Source organism: Robertkochia flava, assembly GCF_020166515.1.
Classification (GTDB): domain Bacteria; phylum Bacteroidota; class Bacteroidia; order Flavobacteriales; family Flavobacteriaceae; genus Robertkochia; species Robertkochia flava.
The window spans coordinates 258,527-277,230 of sequence record NZ_JAINZT010000002.1; the positions used below are offsets into that span (position 1 = coordinate 258,527).

General features: G+C 44.9%; 16 protein-coding genes. 9 read left to right on the top strand and 7 right to left on the bottom strand.

All coding sequences use genetic code 11. From position 1 onward, the window contains the following. Positions 1-121: 121 nt before the first annotated feature. Positions 122-1,918: a translation elongation factor 4 gene (gene lepA / locus K7R11_RS01605; RefSeq protein ID WP_224488121.1), complete on the top strand. Its 1,797-nt coding sequence runs from the start codon at positions 122-124 to the stop codon at positions 1,916-1,918. A gap of 32 nt (positions 1,919-1,950) precedes the next feature. Here lepA and K7R11_RS01610 read toward each other — a convergent pair whose 3' ends face one another. After that, positions 1,951-2,496, bottom strand: coding sequence for a hypothetical protein (locus K7R11_RS01610; protein ID WP_224488122.1), 546 nt, complete (start codon positions 2,494-2,496; stop codon positions 1,951-1,953). 1 nt (position 2,497) lies between these two features. Then, positions 2,498-4,375 carry a cation:proton antiporter gene (locus tag K7R11_RS01615; protein ID WP_224488123.1) on the bottom strand — a complete coding sequence of 626 codons (1,878 nt, stop codon included), beginning with the start codon at positions 4,373-4,375 and terminating at the stop codon, positions 2,498-2,500. Positions 4,376-4,511: 136 nt separating this feature from the next. Between K7R11_RS01615 and K7R11_RS01620 the strand changes: the two genes are divergently transcribed. The 7 genes from K7R11_RS01620 to K7R11_RS01650 all read left to right on the top strand — a co-directional run bounded on the left by K7R11_RS01620 (position 4,512) and on the right by K7R11_RS01650 (position 13,493). Next, positions 4,512-5,369 (top strand): MBL fold metallo-hydrolase, encoded by an 858-nt coding sequence (locus tag K7R11_RS01620; protein ID WP_224488124.1) that lies wholly within the window; start codon positions 4,512-4,514, stop codon positions 5,367-5,369. A gap of 10 nt (positions 5,370-5,379) precedes the next feature. Beyond that, on the top strand, positions 5,380-7,002 hold the full coding sequence (locus K7R11_RS01625) for a S8 family peptidase (RefSeq protein WP_224488125.1): 1,623 nt from the start codon (positions 5,380-5,382) through the stop codon (positions 7,000-7,002). Positions 7,003-7,062: 60 nt separating this feature from the next. After that, entirely contained in the window at positions 7,063-8,910 is a 1,848-nt protein-coding gene (locus K7R11_RS01630; protein ID WP_224488127.1) for a M1 family metallopeptidase, read from the top strand. Between the two features lie 77 nt (positions 8,911-8,987). Beyond that, a complete protein-coding gene (rnpA, locus tag K7R11_RS01635) occupies positions 8,988-9,365 on the top strand; it encodes a ribonuclease P protein component (RefSeq protein WP_224488129.1) in 378 nt (125 codons plus the stop codon). A gap of 123 nt (positions 9,366-9,488) precedes the next feature. Beyond that, entirely contained in the window at positions 9,489-11,105 is a 1,617-nt protein-coding gene (locus K7R11_RS01640; protein ID WP_224488131.1) for a S41 family peptidase, read from the top strand. Between the two features lie 210 nt (positions 11,106-11,315). Further along, positions 11,316-13,070 (top strand): patatin-like phospholipase family protein, encoded by a 1,755-nt coding sequence (locus K7R11_RS01645; RefSeq protein WP_224488132.1) that lies wholly within the window; start codon positions 11,316-11,318, stop codon positions 13,068-13,070. Between the two features lie 48 nt (positions 13,071-13,118). Continuing rightward, a complete protein-coding gene (locus tag K7R11_RS01650; protein WP_224488133.1) occupies positions 13,119-13,493 on the top strand; it encodes a hypothetical protein in 375 nt (124 codons plus the stop codon). Here the strand turns inward: K7R11_RS01650 and K7R11_RS01655 are convergent. The 5 genes from K7R11_RS01655 to K7R11_RS01675 form a co-directional block, all read right to left on the bottom strand. Continuing rightward, positions 13,486-13,932: a GNAT family N-acetyltransferase gene (locus K7R11_RS01655; protein ID WP_224488134.1), complete on the bottom strand. Its 447-nt coding sequence runs from the start codon at positions 13,930-13,932 to the stop codon at positions 13,486-13,488. The two genes, K7R11_RS01650 and K7R11_RS01655, sit on opposite strands and share 8 nt — an antisense overlap. 9 nt (positions 13,933-13,941) lie before the next feature. Then, positions 13,942-14,850: a cation diffusion facilitator family transporter gene (locus tag K7R11_RS01660; protein WP_224488135.1), complete on the bottom strand. Its 909-nt coding sequence runs from the start codon at positions 14,848-14,850 to the stop codon at positions 13,942-13,944. Between the two features lies 1 nt (position 14,851). Beyond that, on the bottom strand, positions 14,852-15,286 hold the full coding sequence (gene rpiB, locus K7R11_RS01665; protein WP_224488136.1) for a ribose 5-phosphate isomerase B: 435 nt from the start codon (positions 15,284-15,286) through the stop codon (positions 14,852-14,854). Positions 15,287-15,911: 625 nt separating this feature from the next. Beyond that, entirely contained in the window at positions 15,912-16,154 is a 243-nt protein-coding gene (locus tag K7R11_RS01670; protein WP_224488137.1) for a DUF2007 domain-containing protein, read from the bottom strand. A gap of 59 nt (positions 16,155-16,213) precedes the next feature. Continuing rightward, positions 16,214-16,372, bottom strand: a complete 159-nt coding sequence (locus K7R11_RS01675; RefSeq protein ID WP_224488140.1) for a hypothetical protein — start codon at positions 16,370-16,372, stop codon at positions 16,214-16,216. 132 nt (positions 16,373-16,504) lie between these two features. On the opposite strand from K7R11_RS01675, the gene rnr reads away from it, so the two are divergent. Next, the gene (gene rnr / locus K7R11_RS01680) at positions 16,505-18,694 is read left to right on the top strand and encodes a ribonuclease R (protein WP_224488142.1); all 2,190 of its coding nucleotides are present in this window, start codon (positions 16,505-16,507) and stop codon (positions 18,692-18,694) included. Positions 18,695-18,704 lie beyond the last annotated feature (10 nt).

Below are 18,704 nucleotides of genomic sequence, written 5' to 3' on the forward strand. Positions count from 1 at the left end.
AACACTTTCTTAACAATATGAAACCCGGGTTGAAAGTTTTCTTCCGGCATATAAAAACCATTCCTGAGGATGCGTTTTAAAATAGCGTATATTTGCAGTCTCATTCGATGAAAAGAAGACCATGAAGCACATTAGAAACTTTTGTATAATTGCTCACATCGACCACGGGAAAAGCACCCTTGCCGACCGTTTACTGGATTTTACGGGAAGTGTTACCGAACGTGAAAAACAGGACCAGTTACTGGATAACATGGACCTGGAGCGCGAGCGTGGGATCACCATCAAGAGCCACGCTATTCAGATGGAATACAACTACAAAGGTGAAGATTACATATTAAACCTGATCGACACTCCCGGCCACGTAGATTTCTCCTACGAGGTTTCCCGATCAATTGCTGCCTGCGAGGGCGCCCTGCTGGTTGTGGATGCCGCGCAAAGCATCCAGGCGCAAACCATTTCCAACCTGTATCTCGCTTTGGAGAACGACCTGGATATCATCCCTGTTCTGAACAAGGTAGATCTGCCATCGGCCAACCCGGAAGAGGTTACCGATGACATCGTGGACCTGTTGGGTTGTGATGCTTCGGATGTTATCCCGGCAAGTGCAAAAACAGGGATAGGGATCGGAGAGATCCTGGAAGCCATTATTGAGCGCATTCCCGCTCCAAAGGGCAACCCCGATGAGCCGCTTCAGGCCCTGATCTTTGATTCTGTGTACAATCCGTTTCGCGGAGTAGAGACCTATTTCCGGGTTATCAATGGAGAGATCAGAAAAGGACAACAAATTAAATTCCTGGCTACCGGAAAGAATTATGATGCCGATGAGGTGGGCACCCTGAAGCTAACCCAACATCCTAAACAGGTGATAAAAACCGGGGATGTAGGTTACCTCATCACCGGGATCAAGGACGCCAGGGAAGTAAAGGTAGGAGATACCATTACCGATGCCAAGCATCCTACGGCCAATATGATCGAAGGATTCGAAAACGTAAAACCCATGGTATTTGCGGGTATTTACCCTGTAGACACCGAAGAATACGAGGAACTCAGAGGGGCTATGGAAAAGCTGCAGCTCAACGACGCCTCCCTGGTATTTGCCCCGGAAAGTTCTGCCGCCCTCGGATTTGGATTCCGTTGCGGATTCCTGGGTATGCTCCACCTGGAGATCATACAGGAACGTCTGGAACGGGAGTTCGATATGACCGTGATCACCACGGTTCCCAACGTAAGCTATCACGCCTACACCAAAAAAGAGCCCGATACAAAGATCATCGTAAACAACCCTTCTGACCTTCCGGAGCCTTCAAAGCTGGATCGCGTGGAAGAGCCTTTTATTAAAGCCTCTATTATTACCAAGTCCGATTTTGTAGGGCCGGTAATGTCGCTCTGTATCGAAAAGAGAGGGGTGATCACCAACCAGAGTTACCTGACCCCTGAAAGGGTGGAGCTCAATTTTGATCTGCCGCTTGCCGAGATCGTATTTGATTTCTATGACCGTCTTAAAACGGTTTCCAAAGGGTACGCTTCCTTCGATTATTCCCCGATCGGAATGCGCGAATCAAAACTGGTACGGGTAGATGTCCTGATCAACGGAAATTCTGTGGATGCGCTATCAGCCCTGATCCACACAGACAATGCATATAACATCGGGAAAAAGATGTGTGAAAAACTGAAGGAACTTATCCCGAGACAACAATTTGATATTCCGATCCAGGCCGCTATCGGCGCCAAGATCATCTCCAGGGAAACCATTAAGGCTCTGCGTAAGGACGTTACGGCCAAGTGTTATGGTGGAGATATCTCCCGGAAAAGAAAACTGCTGGAAAAGCAGAAAAAAGGTAAAAAACGTATGAGACAGGTCGGGAATGTGGAGATCCCTCAACAAGCCTTTATGGCCGTTCTCAAACTCAACGATTAGATTGCTAAAACCTCCCTGACCGGGAGGTTTTTTTATGCCTCAAATATCCTGGTGTTCCCCCTGCTGTCTATGTGCAGGGTAAAGTCCCTGCTTTTTTCTACAACGGGATTCCGAAAAGAAAACCGGCAAACCATTCTTTCATCCGTGCTGTTTATCATATCCACCTCAAAAAATACCAGGCCGGACCGGTTCCAGAATTCCGAATCTTTCTCTGAGGTACTCACCAGGTTTTTAAGAGATACCTCGCTGAAAAGTACCCGATCCTGATAGCGGAACTCCATGATGGTATCGAAAACAGGGGTGCGCTCTACCACTGTGTTCCTGGGGTCATACTTCAATTTTACTCCCGGAGCTTCTCCGGTGTTTACCAAATAGGTTTTCAGGTGGAACCTGGTAGAGAGCAGGGTGTCTGTAACCGATACAAAATCTGTAAAACTCCCTGGGTCCGTAATAGATAATCCGCTCCGCGGGTCCTGAGCTGACTGTTTTCCTGTTGCGGGCTTATGACTGAAATGCCCGGCTAGCATCATGATGCCAAAAATCAGTACCAGGTAAGGAAAAATACTTCTGTGTCTCATGTCAGGAATTGTTTTCCGTTACTTTCCGGGAATCCTTATTCGCATCTTCCTTGATGAGCTTAATGGGTTTTCCCAGGTAAACCAGTTTGTATCCGGGTTCGATATTCATGGTCTCGTTAAAGGAGGCTATGATATGCAACTCTCCGGAAAGGTCTTTTACAAAAATTGGAATGGAGTCTTTCAGTTCATTCAGTTTCGACATCTGCTCCAGGTAGTCCTCCCGCGATTCGAGTTCGATCTCGTTGATCTTCGGATAATCCCTGGCCACCTCACTCAGATTGATATAATCATCCTTCTTCGAGAACAGGATTTCCAATTGAGAATCATTCGGATCCTTCATCTCGTCGGAGGTGATCAGCCTGAAGGCACCATTCTCTCCCAGCTGCTCTTTAAATCGCTCTATGGCGTGTTTATTCACCTCTTCACTGGCCGTTAATGCCATGAGGTACCCTATATCGCTGAATTCGATATTATCGGTGAGTTCATCAGAAAATATATTGGCCTCTTCCGCATCAAGATCCATAGCCCTGGCCTTTTCAATGTTTTCCTTGTTGGAATCTATAAGCACCACATGGCGCCCGTTCTTTTGAAGGTATTTCCCAATAAGGCGGGATACATTGGAAGATCCCACAATGAGGATCCCTGTGGATTCTTCGAGAAACACCCCGGAAATTTTGGCGAACATTCTCGCCGTGGCCGCATTGAGCAATACCGTACCCAGTACGATCACAAACACCAGAGGGGTTATGTACTCCGCACCCGGTTCTCCAGCCAGGGCCAGGCGGCTACCAAAAAGGGAAGCGATACCGGCAGCCACGATACCACGCGGACCCACCCAGCTTATGAAAAGCCGTTCATTAAACTTCAGTCCGGAGCCCAGGGTACTCAGAAATACCCCCAGCGGCCTTATAAGAAATACCACACAGGCAAATAACAGCAAGGTATTCCAGTTATAAACCAGGTAGAGATCCGACATATCGATATTCGCCGCAAGCAGAATAAACAGTATGGAGATAAGCAAGACGCTTAACGACTCTTTAAAGTACAGCAGCTCTTTCAGGTTGGGCAGGTCGATATTACCCAGAACCATCCCCATAACCACTACAGAAAGCAGTCCCGATTCATGAGCAAACTGCTCCGAGAGAACAAATACCCCCAACACAGAGGAGAGGGCCATCACATTCTTCAGAAAATGGGGTACCATGTCTTTTTTAATGGCGAAATACAATGCGTACGCAAAAGAAAAGCCGATGGAAAAGCCGACCACCACCGTTTTCCCAAATTCAATAAGGGCCTGCTGGGTATATTCTTCGCCCTGGCCAACAGAAATAAACTCAAACATCAGTACCGCGGCAACGGCACCGATAGGGTCGATCAGAATACCTTCCCACTTTAACACTGCAGACAAGTCTTTTTTAAGGGGTATATTTCTTAAAATAGGAGTTATTACCGTGGGGCCGGTTACGATGATAAGGGCTGCAAAAAGGAAAGAGATCGGCCAGCTCAGGTCAAACAAAAAGTGCGAAACCACCCCTGCTCCAAGAAAGGTCACTATGGTCCCTACCGTGATCAGTTTAATGATCACAGGCCCCACATTCAGCACTTCATTGCGCTTCAGGGTGAGTCCTCCTTCAAAAAGGATCACCGCAATGGCAAGAGATACGAATTGAAACAACAATTCCCCGGGAAACAGCCCTTTATTGTCCTCCGGGTGCCAAACGGGTTCAATGAGTTTGGTGCCGTCACCAGTGTATAAGGTGGAAACCGGTCCCACCACTAATCCGATGAGTATCAGTGGCAAAATTGCAGGAATCTTAAATCTCCAGGCTACCCATTGAGCAATAATTCCAAGTATGACAATCCCCGCTAGTTCTAACATATGTTGGTTTTGTTCTGCTATATTAAGTTTATAAAAATATAAAAATGTTAAAAATAGGATAATAAAGATGCTCTATTTTACCTATCTATGCTGCTTTTCTTATTTTGCGTAACCTATTTTAACCCGATTATTCCATATGCGTTTATACCCGATTGAAACAGGTAATTTTAAGCTGGATGGTGGTGCAATGTTCGGGGTGGTTCCCAAATCGCTTTGGAACAGAACCAATCCTGCCGACGCCAATAATATGATCGATATCGCAGCGCGTTGCCTGCTCATAGAAGATGGCGACCGACTGATCCTTATCGATACCGGGCTCGGAAACAAACAGTCTGATAAGTTCTTCAGCTATTACTACCTCTGGGGCGATCATTCCCTGGATGGCTCCCTGGCCAGTCACGGGTTTCACCGGGATGACATTACCGATGTGTTTATGACCCACCTGCATTTTGACCACTGCGGGGGAAGTGTGGCTCGCAATCCAAAAGGAGACGGGTACCAGCCGGCATTTAAAAACGCGCGGTTCTGGACGAATAAAGACCACTGGAAATGGGCCACCCAACCTAACGCGAGGGAGAAGGCCTCTTTTCTGCCGGAAAATATTCTTCCGCTGGAAGAAAGCGGACAACTTCACTTTGTAGACACCCCCGAATCCGGCTTTTCGGAGCAAAACGACCTGGGGTTTGGAATTCTTTTTGTCGATGGCCACACCGATAAACAAATGATTCCGCATATTAACTACAAGGGAAAAACCATCGTCTTTACAGCCGACCTTTTACCTACCGCAGGACATATCCCCCTGCCTTATGTAATGGGGTATGACACCCGGCCATTACTTACCCTGGATGAGAAAGATGCCTTTTTGAAAACTGCCGTGGAAAATGACTTTTACCTCTTTATGGAACACGATGCCCATAACGAGGTCTGTACCCTAAAAGCAACCGAAAAAGGTATCCGACTGGATAAAACTTTAAAATTTTCAGATATAATTTAACTTAGAAATCATGAATATTAAATTTTCAATGGCCTCAGGGGCCTTGGCAATTGGACTACTGGCAGGATGCGGGGCAGCTCCGATAGATCTGGATCCGGTACAGAATACCGCCACTGCAGATTTTGCAAAAAATTCATTTACCGAAGCACAATATAAAAACTGGGGTCATGCAGACCTGTTAACCGATACCATTCCCGGTATGAGCGTTATCAAGGCATACCAGGATATCCTTAACAACCGGGAAGGGAAAAAGGTGATCGTCGGGGTAGTAGATTCCGGGATTGATATCAACCATGAAGACCTGACCAGCGTGATCTGGGTAAATGAAGATGAGATCCCCGGTAATGGTGTTGACGACGATAAGAACGGCTTTGTGGATGATATCCATGGATGGAACTTTTTGGGTGCGTCTAATAACGAAAACCTGGAAATGACCCGGATCGTTAAAAAAGGAGATGATGGTTCCGAAATGTACAAGAAGGCAAAGGCAGAATTTGACGAAAAATCAAGCTATGCCAAGCAGGGACTAAGCCGCTACACGGAGATCTATGAAATGGTGGATTCTGCTGATGGGGTTGTACAGGAGCAATTGGGAACAGATAGCTACAATCTGCAGGATATTCAAAATATCACCTCTGAGGATGAGGCTGTGGTGAAAGCTGCAAAAGCATTGGAATACTGGATGTCCCGTGTGGGTTCTGTGGAAGAGATCAAAAAAGAACTGGAAGGCGGAATCGAATATTTCTCTGACCAGCTCGAATACAACCTCAACCCGGAATTTGACGGAAGAACCGTGGTAGGTGACGATCCATATGATATTACAGACACCAATTACGGAGATAACAACGTTACCGGAGACCTGGATCATGCCACCCACGGTACCCACGTGGCCGGTATCATAGCTGCCAGCCGTAACAATGGTATCGGTATGGACGGCGTTGCTTCGAACACCGAGATCATGGTACTGCGTGCCGTTCCTAACGGAGATGAATACGACAAGGATATTGCACTTGCCATTCGTTACGCAGTGGATAATGGAGCCAAGGTGATCAATGGAAGTTTTGGAAAAGGATATTATCCAAATAAGGAATGGGTTTATGACGCCCTCAGATACGCTGCAGAAAACGATGTGCTTTTTGTTCATGCAGCAGGAAACGACAGTAACTTTCTTGACGAGGCAGAGAACTATCCGAACGACCAGGAAAATAACGGTCCGGAATTCTTTGACAACGTGATCACCGTAGGCGCCCTGAACTGGGCCTATGGCGAGCAAATGGTTGCCGGATTCTCCAACTACGGCAAGGTGAATGTAGACGTATTTGCCCCCGGAACAAAGATCTATGCCACCACCCCGGAGAATAACTACGAATACCTGCAGGGTACCTCTATGGCGGCTCCCGGAGTTGCCGGTATGGCTGCGTTGATCCGTTCGTATTTCCCTAAATTGAGCGCTTCTCAGGTAAAACACATTATCATGGAGTCCGGACTGGCTTCTGATGCCGAGGTGATCGTTGCCGGAGATCCGAACAACAAACAACCTTTCAGCTCGCTTTCCAAATCCGGGAAAATGGCCAACCTTTACAATGCCCTGATCATGGCAGATAAGGTTTCGAGAAAGAAAATTAAACTTTAATTTATACATCATAAAGGCCCTTTTCTATGATCTGGGCCTTTTTTTATGCCTTAAATAACTATGAAGAAATTTTTAATTACTGTGCTAAGCCTCGGACTGAGTACTGCCGGCTTTTCACAATTTGAAAACGACCGCCCGTATTACTGGCAACAACATGTGGATTACAAGATGAATGTCGACATGGATGTGGAAACTTACCGGTTTACGGGAGACCAGGAATTGCAATACACCAACAATTCTCCGGACACCCTTAAAACCGTATTCTACCATTTGTATTTTAACGCTTTTCAACCGGGAAGTGAAATGGATGTTCGCAGCCGAAACCTACCGGATCCGGACAGAAGGGTAGGGGCGCGCATCAACAGTCTTGCCCCGGATGAGATTGGATACATGCGGGTAGGTACCCTAAAGCAGAACGGGGTGGAGATCGAGCACCACACCGAAGGTACGGTACTGGAAGTAGCTTTGAATAAGCCTATCCTGCCCGGAGAAACCGTGAATTTCACCATGGACTTTGAGGGTCAGGTTCCGGTACAGATCAGAAGAAGTGGCAGAAACAATGCCGAAGGGGTGGCCCTGTCTATGACACAATGGTATCCTAAGATGGCCGAATACGACTTTGAAGGATGGCAGGACCATGCGTATATCGCCCGTGAATTTCAGGGGGTATGGGGTGATTTTGATGTAAAGATCACCATTGATAAGGATTATGTTATCGGTGGTACAGGCTACCTTCAGAACCCGGAAGCGATCGGTCATGGTTATGAAACCGAAGGCATGAAGGTAAAGCGCCCGAAAGGAAAAAAACTTACCTGGCATTTTGTAGCCCCCAATGTACACGATTTTGCCTGGGCTGCAGATCCGGAATACATCCACGATACCCTGAAAATGGAAAATGGACCTACCCTTCACTTTTTCTATAAAGACAAAGAGGAGATCAGGGAAAACTGGAAGAACCTGCAACCTAAAACCGCAGCCCTGATGGAATTCTTCAGTGCGAACGTGGGACCATACCCATGGGAACAGTACTCTGTGATTCAAGGCGGAGACGGAGGAATGGAGTATGCCATGTGTACGCTGATCACCGGAGAACGCAAATTCGGAAGCCTGGTTGGCGTTACCGCTCATGAGCTTGCCCATACCTGGTTCCAGCAGATCCTGGCCACCAATGAGTCTAAACACGAATGGATGGATGAAGGTTTTACTTCCTTTATTTCTGACCTTGCCGAAAACCAGGTCATGGAAAGAGGGAAAGACAATCCGTTCTCCGGAGCTTACCAGGGGTATCTGGCCCTTGCCAACTCAGATATGCAGGAGCCGCTCACTACCCAGGCAGACCGCTACAGCACCAACAGAACCTATGGGATTTCTGCCTACAGTAAAGGCGAGGTCTTCCTGAGCCAGCTCGGTTATATCATTGGTCAGGATAAACTCATGCAAACCCTCAAGCGCTACTACAACGACTTTAAATTTACCCATCCCACCCCGAATGACATTATTCGTACCGCAGAAAAGGTTTCGGGAATGCAATTGTGGTGGTACCTCAATGAATGGGCAGAAACCACCCATACGATCGATTACGGTATTAAGTCGGTTACCGCAGAAGAAGGAAAAACCAGGATTACCCTGGAACGTATCGGGAAAATGCCGATGCCCATGGATATCCTTGTGGAATACCAGGACGGAAGTGTGGAAACCTTTTATGCACCGCTACGCATGATGAGAGGTGAAAAAGACAACCCTTACGAAGGTATCGAAAGACAAGGTCTTGACGACTGGCCCTGGGTATACCCGGAGTACAGCTTTGCCATTGAGCGCGAAGTCTCAGAGATAAAAACCATCTACCTGGATCCTTCAGGGCTTATGGCAGATACCAATCGGGAGAACAATATTTACCAGGCCGAATAACCCTGTTTCTCAATCAATAGTATACAAAACCTCTCTTTTAAGGGAGGTTTTGTTATTTTTACCCCTTTGAAACACCTATGGACAGATCCTTTCCCAGAAAAGAAAAACTCAAAAGTCAAAAGCTTATCGAAGCGGTATTTACCGAAGGATCTTCCGTTTCCAAATATCCCCTGAAGCTGGTGTATCGCCGCGCTGAATTCCAGGAGGATACCAAGGTTCAGATTGCCGTTACCGTACCTAAAAGACGCTTTAAAAAAGCTGTAGACCGCAACCGGATCAAGCGTTTGCTTCGCGAAGCCTGGCGACTGGGGAAATGGCAGTGGATCCCGGAACTTCAGAAACCCTATGCCATGGTCTTTATCTATACAGGAAGTGATATTCCTGATTTTATTACCATGGAAAAAACCATTGGAAAACTGATGAAAAAATTCCTCGATAAAAACGTAAACTCCTGAATTACAATTCCTTTATTCGTAAAAAGAAAGTTAAAAGTCTTTCGTTAATCGGTTATTCCTTTCCGGTACGAGGCAATTTTGGTACATTTAAGATGGCATCTGTCTATAAAAGTACCTAGAAGCATGAAAAAGAAATTCCTGATCCCCTTGCTGGCCCTTACCGTTCTGGTCACAGCAACCAGTTACCGCAATGATTATTTTGAGATCGCAAAACAGGTAGAGATCTTCACCACCATGTTTAAAGAATTAAACATGAACTACGTAGATGAGACCAATCCTGCAGAATTAATGGATCACGCTATTAAAAGTATGCTGGAAGACCTGGATCCCTATACCCGGTTCATGAACGAACAGGATGTGGAATCGTTCCGGATCAACAATAACGGCGAATACTCCGGCATCGGAGCCATGGTGCGCAGCTACAACGATAAACTCCTCATCATTGAGCCTTATGAAGGATATCCGGCCGATAAGGCCGGATTAAAGGCCGGAGATGAAATTATACAGATAGGGGATATCTCGGTGTCAGATTTTAAAGATGATGCCACAGAACTCCTTAAAGGGGCTAAGAATTCATCGGTGGAAGTTACCTATTTAAGGCAGGGGAAAACCATGACCACCATGGTAGACCGGGAAGAGATTGAGGTAGACGCCGTGCCCTTTTACAGGATGGCCGATGAGAACACGGGATATATTGTGCTTTCCAGGTTTAACAGAAAAGCCGCTTCCCAAACCCGGGAGGCCCTTGAGGATCTTAAATCCAAAGGAGCCCGGCAACTTATCCTGGATCTGAGAGGCAATCCGGGAGGGTTGCTTAGTGAAGCCATAGAAATATGCAATCTTTTTGTGGAAGAAGGCGAACTTATTGTAAGTACGCGGTCTAAGGTGAAAAAGTTCAACCAGGAATTCAAAACCAGGAAACGTCCGGTGGATACTCAAATCCCCCTGGCGATATTGATCGACGATAAAAGTGCCTCAGCCAGTGAGATCGTAAGCGGCGCCCTCCAGGACCTTGACAGGGCAGTGGTGGTAGGCTCCCGAAGCTTTGGAAAAGGTTTGGTGCAAAGGCCCATTAAACTCACCTATGGCACCCAGTTAAAAGTAACCATCTCCAGGTATTATACCCCCAGCGGCCGGTGCATACAATCCATGGATTACTGGAACCGTGATGAACAGGGCAATGCCGTTTCCAAAAAATCATTCCGCGAATACAAAACCAGAAACGGCCGCACGGTGTACGATAACGGAGGAGTAACCCCGGATGTGACTATTGAAGAGCTGCAGCAAAATGCCCTTACCCAGGCCCTGAACAACAACCTGGTCATTTTTGATTTCGCCACCGATTTTTATTATAGGCATCCCAACCTGGATACGAATAACTTTTCCCTCTCCGATGAGGTCTACACGAGTTTTAAGTCGTTTGTTAAGGATCAGGGATTCGATTATGAAACAAGGGCAGAGCAGGTACTTCATAATCAGCTGGATCAGGAAGAGATTGCCCTGCTTGGAAATGAGGTGGAAACCGAATACCAGCAATTGCTCAACAGCATTTCCAAAAGCAAGATCAACGCCCTGGATACCCAGAAAGAGCGCATTAAAAAAGATATTGAGGATGAGCTGATCACCAGGTACACGTACAGGGAAGGCCTGTACAATTACTACCTGGATCACGACCAGACCATCATGCAGGCCCGGGGTGTATTAAACGATACAGAGCGGTATCAAAGTATTTTACAATAACAATCTGCATCCATGCAATGAAAAACCTGCATTGTCCTTTTTAGACATGCGGGTTTTTTTATTGAAGGAGGCTGCAGGGTAACGAGTCCCGACCAACCCCTGACGCCATTTCTTATTGGAAAACCTGTTTAAACCTGCCTGCGAGCTCCTTGAAACATGTAAACGGGGAGGATACCCCCGACTTCGTAACTTTTCCCTAAATTGATTCCTATGAAAGAAAAAAGCTTCAAATTATGCCTGACCATGGCCGGAGCCGTTTCCGCAGGTGCCTACACCGCAGGGGTGCTGGATGAACTCTTCGATATTTTGGATCGTTGGGAAAAAGCCAAACAACGAAATCGCTCCCTGGGAACAGATCATCCCGGATACGACCATAGCCTGCCTATGCACCACCTGGAACTGGAAGTGATGAGCGGGGCTTCTGCCGGCGGCATCAATGCGGCTCTTTGTCTGCACAAGATTCTGGATACCACCCCTTCCGGAATTTCAGAGAATACGGTCCTTAAAAATTGCTGGGTGAACATGGCTGATGATAAAGATGGATGTACCCTGGAAAAACTTCTGAATACCGACGACCTGAACTCGGGAACTGTACCGCTTTCCCTCTTGAACGGAAATCCTTTGGAAGCCCTTGCAGACCGCTTCTTTACTCCTGTTAAAAAAACGGCACGACCCTCGTGGTTTTCAGAACAGGCAGAAATACTTCTTACCACTACCAACCTGGAAGGACTACCCGTAAATATTCATTTTGAACAGGCCGACAAGGAAAAGAACGGGCACCAGATCACACAACACAGCAGTGTGTTCAGGTTCAGGCCCGGACAAAAATTCAAAAACACCCCGGAAACTGATTTCGATCATGATGCGTATTTTACATTGGATATCACCCGGGAAAAGGATCTGGAGTACCTAAAACAAGCAGCGCTAAGTACCTCTGCCTTCCCCATCGGACTTCCCTCCAGAAAGGTGAAATTACCCCATAAACCCTATCTCAGATTCGCAGCGCACATGCCACCCCGCACTGCAGCTCCCGAACCAAACCCAACGACAGAAGATCACGCCTTTAACAGCATTGACGGAGGTCTGCTTAACAATGAACCTTACGGGTGGGGGGTTAGGTTACTAAAGGAGAAATGCCTCGAACAGTACCAAAGCAACCGGTATGCTGTGATCATGATCGATCCGCTTCCCAATAAAGATGCGCCTCAAAAGAAAGAAAAGAGGAATCATTTTCTGAATATTGCCATAGCCATGTTCCGGGCACTCCGCAATGAAGTTATGCTAAATCCTGAAGGTCTTGCAGAGGCTATTTCCCTTCGGGACCGGACTAAATTTCTAATTGCCCCTACAAAAGGAGCGGACTACCCCCGGGAATTAAACCAACTGGGAAAGGTGCTGGCTTCCTCTCCGCTCAGCGGATTCGCAGGATTTATTGATAAAAAGCAACGGGAACACGACTATGAGCTGGGTAGAAGGAATTGCCGTGACTTTATAAGGTTTCACTTTACCGTAACTCTTGATGATGCAGCACAAAGATTACAGGATATACCGTCTGAAGAAATGGCTTACCGCTTTGGCATCTATCCATACAAAAATACAACCTCAGGGAAGCTTCACTATCCGTTGATCCCAGATATTCGGTTATCGTATGCGCGGGAAAATACCCTTAAAGCTTCATTTAAGGATAAAGATGAATATCCAAAGCTTCCGGTTTTCTCCATGGAAGAATTTCGTAAAAAATACGAGTCCCTGATCACCAGAAGAATGCACAAACTGGTTACTTACACTACGGGAAAATGGTGGATAGGACTGGGATTCAGAATCTTCTTTCTTCCATCCCTCAGAACCCGGTTTTTACGCCTGCTGGACAGGGAAATGAATTTTTATACCCCGTACCATACTGCCACCAAAAAGAAGGCTAAACCCGGAAATACGATAGCGATGGAAAATGTTAATAGAATTTAACATGTTGATTTCTTGATAATTAGCTTCAAAAATTGTATGTTAATAGCTATGATAGCACTGGACAGAAAAAACTACGAAGACTTTTTGACGCAAACCGTTAATTACCTGGAGAACAGAGGTTTTAAAAACATCAAAACCGCATTAGAGGGCTATGAAAGTCCGAAATCGTTCCTGAAAAGGGGCAGTGATATAAGCGTTACTCCGGATATCGTTGCAGAGAAAATGGGCATCAAACACTATTTTGAGATCAGTGTAAAATCGGAAAAACCAAACCTTCTTAAATCCAAATGGATGTTCCTGGACGCTCTGAGCAAAAGGAACTCCTCCCGCTTCAAAATCGTTACCACCAAAGGGCATTACAAGTTTACACACACCATGCTTGATGATCTGAACCTGGAAAAGAATATGATCAAGATCAATTGACGGATCTGATCATACGTACATGGGGAATACCATCTTCCAGATAGGTTTCTCCAACCGCCAAAAAACCGTGGACATTGTAGAACTTTTCCAGATAGGTTTGTGCCGAGATCTCGATCGTCTGATGACCGTACAAGGTTTCCACCGTTTGGATGGAAGCCCTGAGTATCTCATGTCCTAAATTTTGTTTTCTGTATTCCATCTTAACGATCACCCGTCCGATACTCGGGCGTTCGAAATAATCACCGGCATTAAAGATCCTGGTGTATGCCGCCAGCGTTCCGTTTTCATAACCCAGAACATGAATGGCCTTCTGATCCTTATTGTCAATATCCTGATACACACAATCCTGTTCAACTACAAATACTTCCGAACGCAGTCGCAGCATTTCATAAAGCTGATCAATGGATAATTCCTTAAAAGTCTTTACCTGTATTTCCATTCCTGAAATTTAATCCTGTACAATAAAATCCTTTGGGTCTTCCTTGTTGAATTCAGGTTGAATATTTACATGATTAATCCCGTATTCATCGTGTAATACCTGCTCAATTTTTATCAGAATCCGGTTGAATTCACTTAGGGTGATATCTCTTTTAAAATCGAGATGGGCTTCCAGGTGGAGTTCATCCTCATTCAAACACCAGACGTGTATGTGGTGCAGTTTGTTCACATCTTCGATCTGGTGTACCGAACGCACAAGGGCTTTGATATCGATGTGCTCCGGAGTAAAAAGCATAAGCATACGCGTGGAGCTTTTTAGCAGATCAATGGCTACGTAAATAAGATAGATCCCGATAAGAAAGGTCAGTAAGCTGTCTATCCAGAAAATACCGAAGAACTTCATTAACAATCCGCCTGCCAGTACGGCAACACTGGCCAGCATATCAGTGAACAGATGCAAATAAGCCGATCGCATGTTCAGGTTCTTATCTGCATCCTTTTTTAAAATAAACACACTTAAGCCGTTGGCAGCGATACCCAATAGTGCAAGCCAAATCACCAGGTTCGACCCAATGGGTTCGGGGGATTGCAGTCGCTTTACAGCTTCGATCATGAGGATAACGGCAATGATCAAAAGGGTAGCGGCATTGATAAATGCCGCTATGATTTCTGCCCTTTTATACCCGAAAGTTTTATTCGTGGAAGCTTTGGATCGGGCAAGCCGATTCGCCACATAACTAATGATCAAAGAAATAACATCCGTAAAATTATGAAGGGCATCTGATAGTAATGCCAGACTTCCCGATATGATCCCGCCAATAACCTGGGCAATGGTAATGCCTACATTAAGCAGTATCGATATCAGCAGGTTTCTTCCCTTTAACGGTTGGTGAAAACTATGATCATGATCATGGGCCATATTAGCAACCTAATGGAATTTTATCTACTCTTCTTTGATGTCTGCCCCCTTCAAACTCGGTTTCGATAAATGCCTTGACCATATCCATGGCCTGTTCCTTCGCCGTAAACCTGGCAGGTAAGCAAAGGATATTAGCATTATTATGAGAACGGGTTAATTCAACCAGTTCCCTGGTCCAGCACAATCCTGCTCTTACATTGGCGTGTTTATTGGCGGTCATGGCCACCCCGTTACCACTGCCACAGATCAGGATGCCATAATCTGCTGTTCCGTTTTCAACCGCATTGGCTACAGGATGTACAAAATCCGGGTAATCAACACTGTCTGAAACGTTTGTTCCGAAGTTCTCCACCTCCATGTTCATCTCCTTCAGCATCTCAACAATAGCAAACTTGTACTCTGTTCCGGCGTGATCGTTTCCGATGGCAATTTTCATAGCTTCAATAGTTTAAAAATGATGAAACAAAGGTAGTAAATACCAGCTTTTCCACAGTTATAAACAACCGTCTTAAGTGTTATATTTCAAAACATTGATTTAAAGACATTTATAAAACAGGCTCTTTTGTTAATAAGTACAGGGTTATTTGTATTAAAAAAATTTGGTCACCTGAACCGGGATCTCAATTTGTAAAAATCAGCGAATAATACAAGCTTTAATTTTATTTTTTAATTGACAATTCCTGAACCGGTTTGATGTTAAAATGAACATTGTTAACAGGTATTAATTATTAAGAAAAATAATAGCATTACAGTTGTTGACAATTGTTAACAGGAGTCGTCTGTGTCTTGATCCTTAACGATTTAAGTTCAGTAAAAGATGTTAATAGCTGTTTATAACCATCGCGCAACTGTAGCTTCCAAGCATTTTTCCGAAAAGTTATACCGGTTATTAACAAGCCATAATAGACATCATTAATTTTAAATTTTTAAAAAGAAGAAAAAGATATATAATGAATATGGTTAATAAGTTGAAAAGGTATGGAAGGAAGAGATCCTGATTGAAGAAGAAAGAAGGGGCCGATTGTGAAAAAGAGAGAAGGACCCTCGGGGTGGTGTTTTCTTCAGACCACGCGCAGATTGGAAGGGGGAGTGTTGAGATTGTTGATAAGTTCGGTTACGTAAGTGGCGTAGTCAATATGTACCAGTAACCTGATGCCTCCCAGGGCATTGGAGTAAAAGGGAGAGATCCCTATCATGGTCTCATTCTCGAATACGAAGGGTACGTTCTCTTCCTCCATGAGGAATTTAAGTACCAGGTATTCATGAGGATAGGTGAAGGTCGCTATATGCTTAAAGTTTTGCACAGGATAACACATTGATTTACAGGTAAAAATAAGAAAAAAAGTCAGAGAAGGGTCTCTTTTTAGACGTGTTGTTGATCGGAGTAGGTTACTTTCTCAATTTCAGCTGCTTTGGCCTTTTCCTTCTTGTCAAGGCTGTAGTTTATATAACCGGCAAAAGCCCCTATTCCCAGTAGAAAAAGAAGTATAAATAAAAGCAATATGCGGTAAAACCTTTTCAAGAATCTAAGTGTTTTATATTAAAGACGTTTGCAAATATAAAACGTTACAAAATTTTTAATATTATTTTAACCTTATTTGAAAAACCTTTTCCTTGCTTATTAATTCGTACTTTCGAAGGATAAAATAATACTATGTCAAAACGTAAAAAGAGAACGGAAAAGCAACGTAAGAATGAAATCACGAAAGGGATTTTTTCAGTTCTCGAAAGTGACCACAATAAAAGCTTTAATTATAAGCAGATTGCTGCCAGACTCAACATTGAGGACCCTGCAGGGAGAAATCTCCTGATCAGGCGACTCGGTGAACTGGCCGGTAAAGAGAAAATTAAAGAGGTCGAAAAAGGAAAGTTCAAATTGATCCCCAGCCGGAATTATTATACCGGTACCGTGGATATGACTGGCAGAAACAATGCCTATGTGGTATGTGAAGAGCTGGATACGGATGTTTTTGTACCCCAAACCCTACTGAATAAGGCCTTACATGGCGATACCGTGGAGGTATATGTTTTTCCACGAAAACGACGTGGAAAGAAACTGGAAGGGGAAATTACCAGCATTCTGGAACGCAAGAAGACCAAGTTCGTCGGTGTATTACAGATGCAAAAGAATTTTGGATTTGTACTGCCATCAGATCATAAGATGTACACGGATATTTTTGTACCTAAAAGCAGGATCAATAATGCAGAACATGGCGATAAGGTGATCGTGGAGATCATTGACTGGCCTGCCAATGCAGATTCTCCCTTTGGGACCGTTATTCAAACCTTAGGGAAACCCGGCGATCACGATACCGAAATGCACGCCATTCTCGCAGAGTATGGATTGCCATATGAGTTCCCGGCAGAGGTGGAGCACTACGCCAATACCCTGGATACCTCTATTCAGGAAGCAGAAATTAAAAAGCGCAGGGATATGCGCTCGGTTCCCACCTTTACCATTGATCCAAAGGATGCCAAGGATTTTGATGATGCCCTGTCTTTCCGGAAACTGGAAAACGACTTATACGAGGTAGGAATTCATATTGCCGATGTTTCCCATTACGTGCAACCCGGGACTATTCTGGATGAGGAAGCCTACAACAGAGCAACATCTGTATATCTGGTAGACCGGGTGGTACCCATGTTGCCGGAGATCCTTTCCAATAAAGCGTGTTCCCTGCGACCTGAGGAAGAGAAATATACCTTTTCGGCGGTTTTTACCATGAATAAAAACGCGGAAATTAAAGAGCAGTGGTTTGGACGTACGGTGACCTATTCCGATAGGAGATTTGCCTATGAAGAGGCCCAGGCCATTATTGAATCAGGGGATAACCGGGTGCCTGAAGACGTTTCCTTAAGCGGGGAGGCCTATGAGGTGGAACCTCATATTGCTGAAGCTATACAGGAAATGAACCGGATGGCCCGGATCATGAGAAAAAAACGGATGAATGCCGGGGCGATTTCTTTTGATAAGGTGGAGGTGAAATTTAACCTCGATGAAAACAATGAGCCTATCGGGGTTTTCTTCAAAACCTCAAAAGAGGCCAACAAAATGATCGAGGAATTTATGCTGCTGGCTAACAGAAGGGTGGCTGAATTTATAGGCAAACAAAAGAAAACTTTTGTTTACCGGGTACACGATGAGCCGGATGAAGAGAAATTAATGCTTTTACAGGGCATTATCAGGCGATTTGGATACAGTATAAACATGAAGAGCAAAAAGACCATCTCAAGCTCTTTAAATGAACTTTTGGAAGATGTTCAGGGGAAGAAGGAACAGAACCTGGTAGATACCCTTACCATAAGATCGATGAGCAAGGCGGCCTATACCACCGATAATATTGGTCATTACGGGCTGGCTTTCGATTACTATACGCATTTTACCTCTCCGATACGGCGTTATCCCGACGTAATGGTGCACAGGTTATTACAGCATTACCTGGATAAAGGAGAATCTGTTAAGGAAGAAGCCTATGAGGAGAAATGCAAGCATTCTTCCAGTATGGAATCCCTGGCTACCAGCGCAGAAAGGGATAGCATTAAGTACATGCAGATTAAATTTATGGAAGATCATAAAGACCAGGATTTCCTTGGTGTGATCTCCGGGGTAACCGAATGGGGATTGTATGTGGAGATTGTTGAAAATAAATGTGAGGGAATGATCCGAATCAGGGATATCAAAGACGATTACTACGTTTTTGATGATAAGAATTATGCCCTGGTAGGAGAAGTAACCAAGAATCAATACCAGTTAGGGGATGAGGTGTATGTAAGTGTAAAGAATACCGACCTGGTAAAGCGACACCTTGATTTTGCCCTGCTGGGAAAAAAAGAAGATAAGTAAACACCTAATT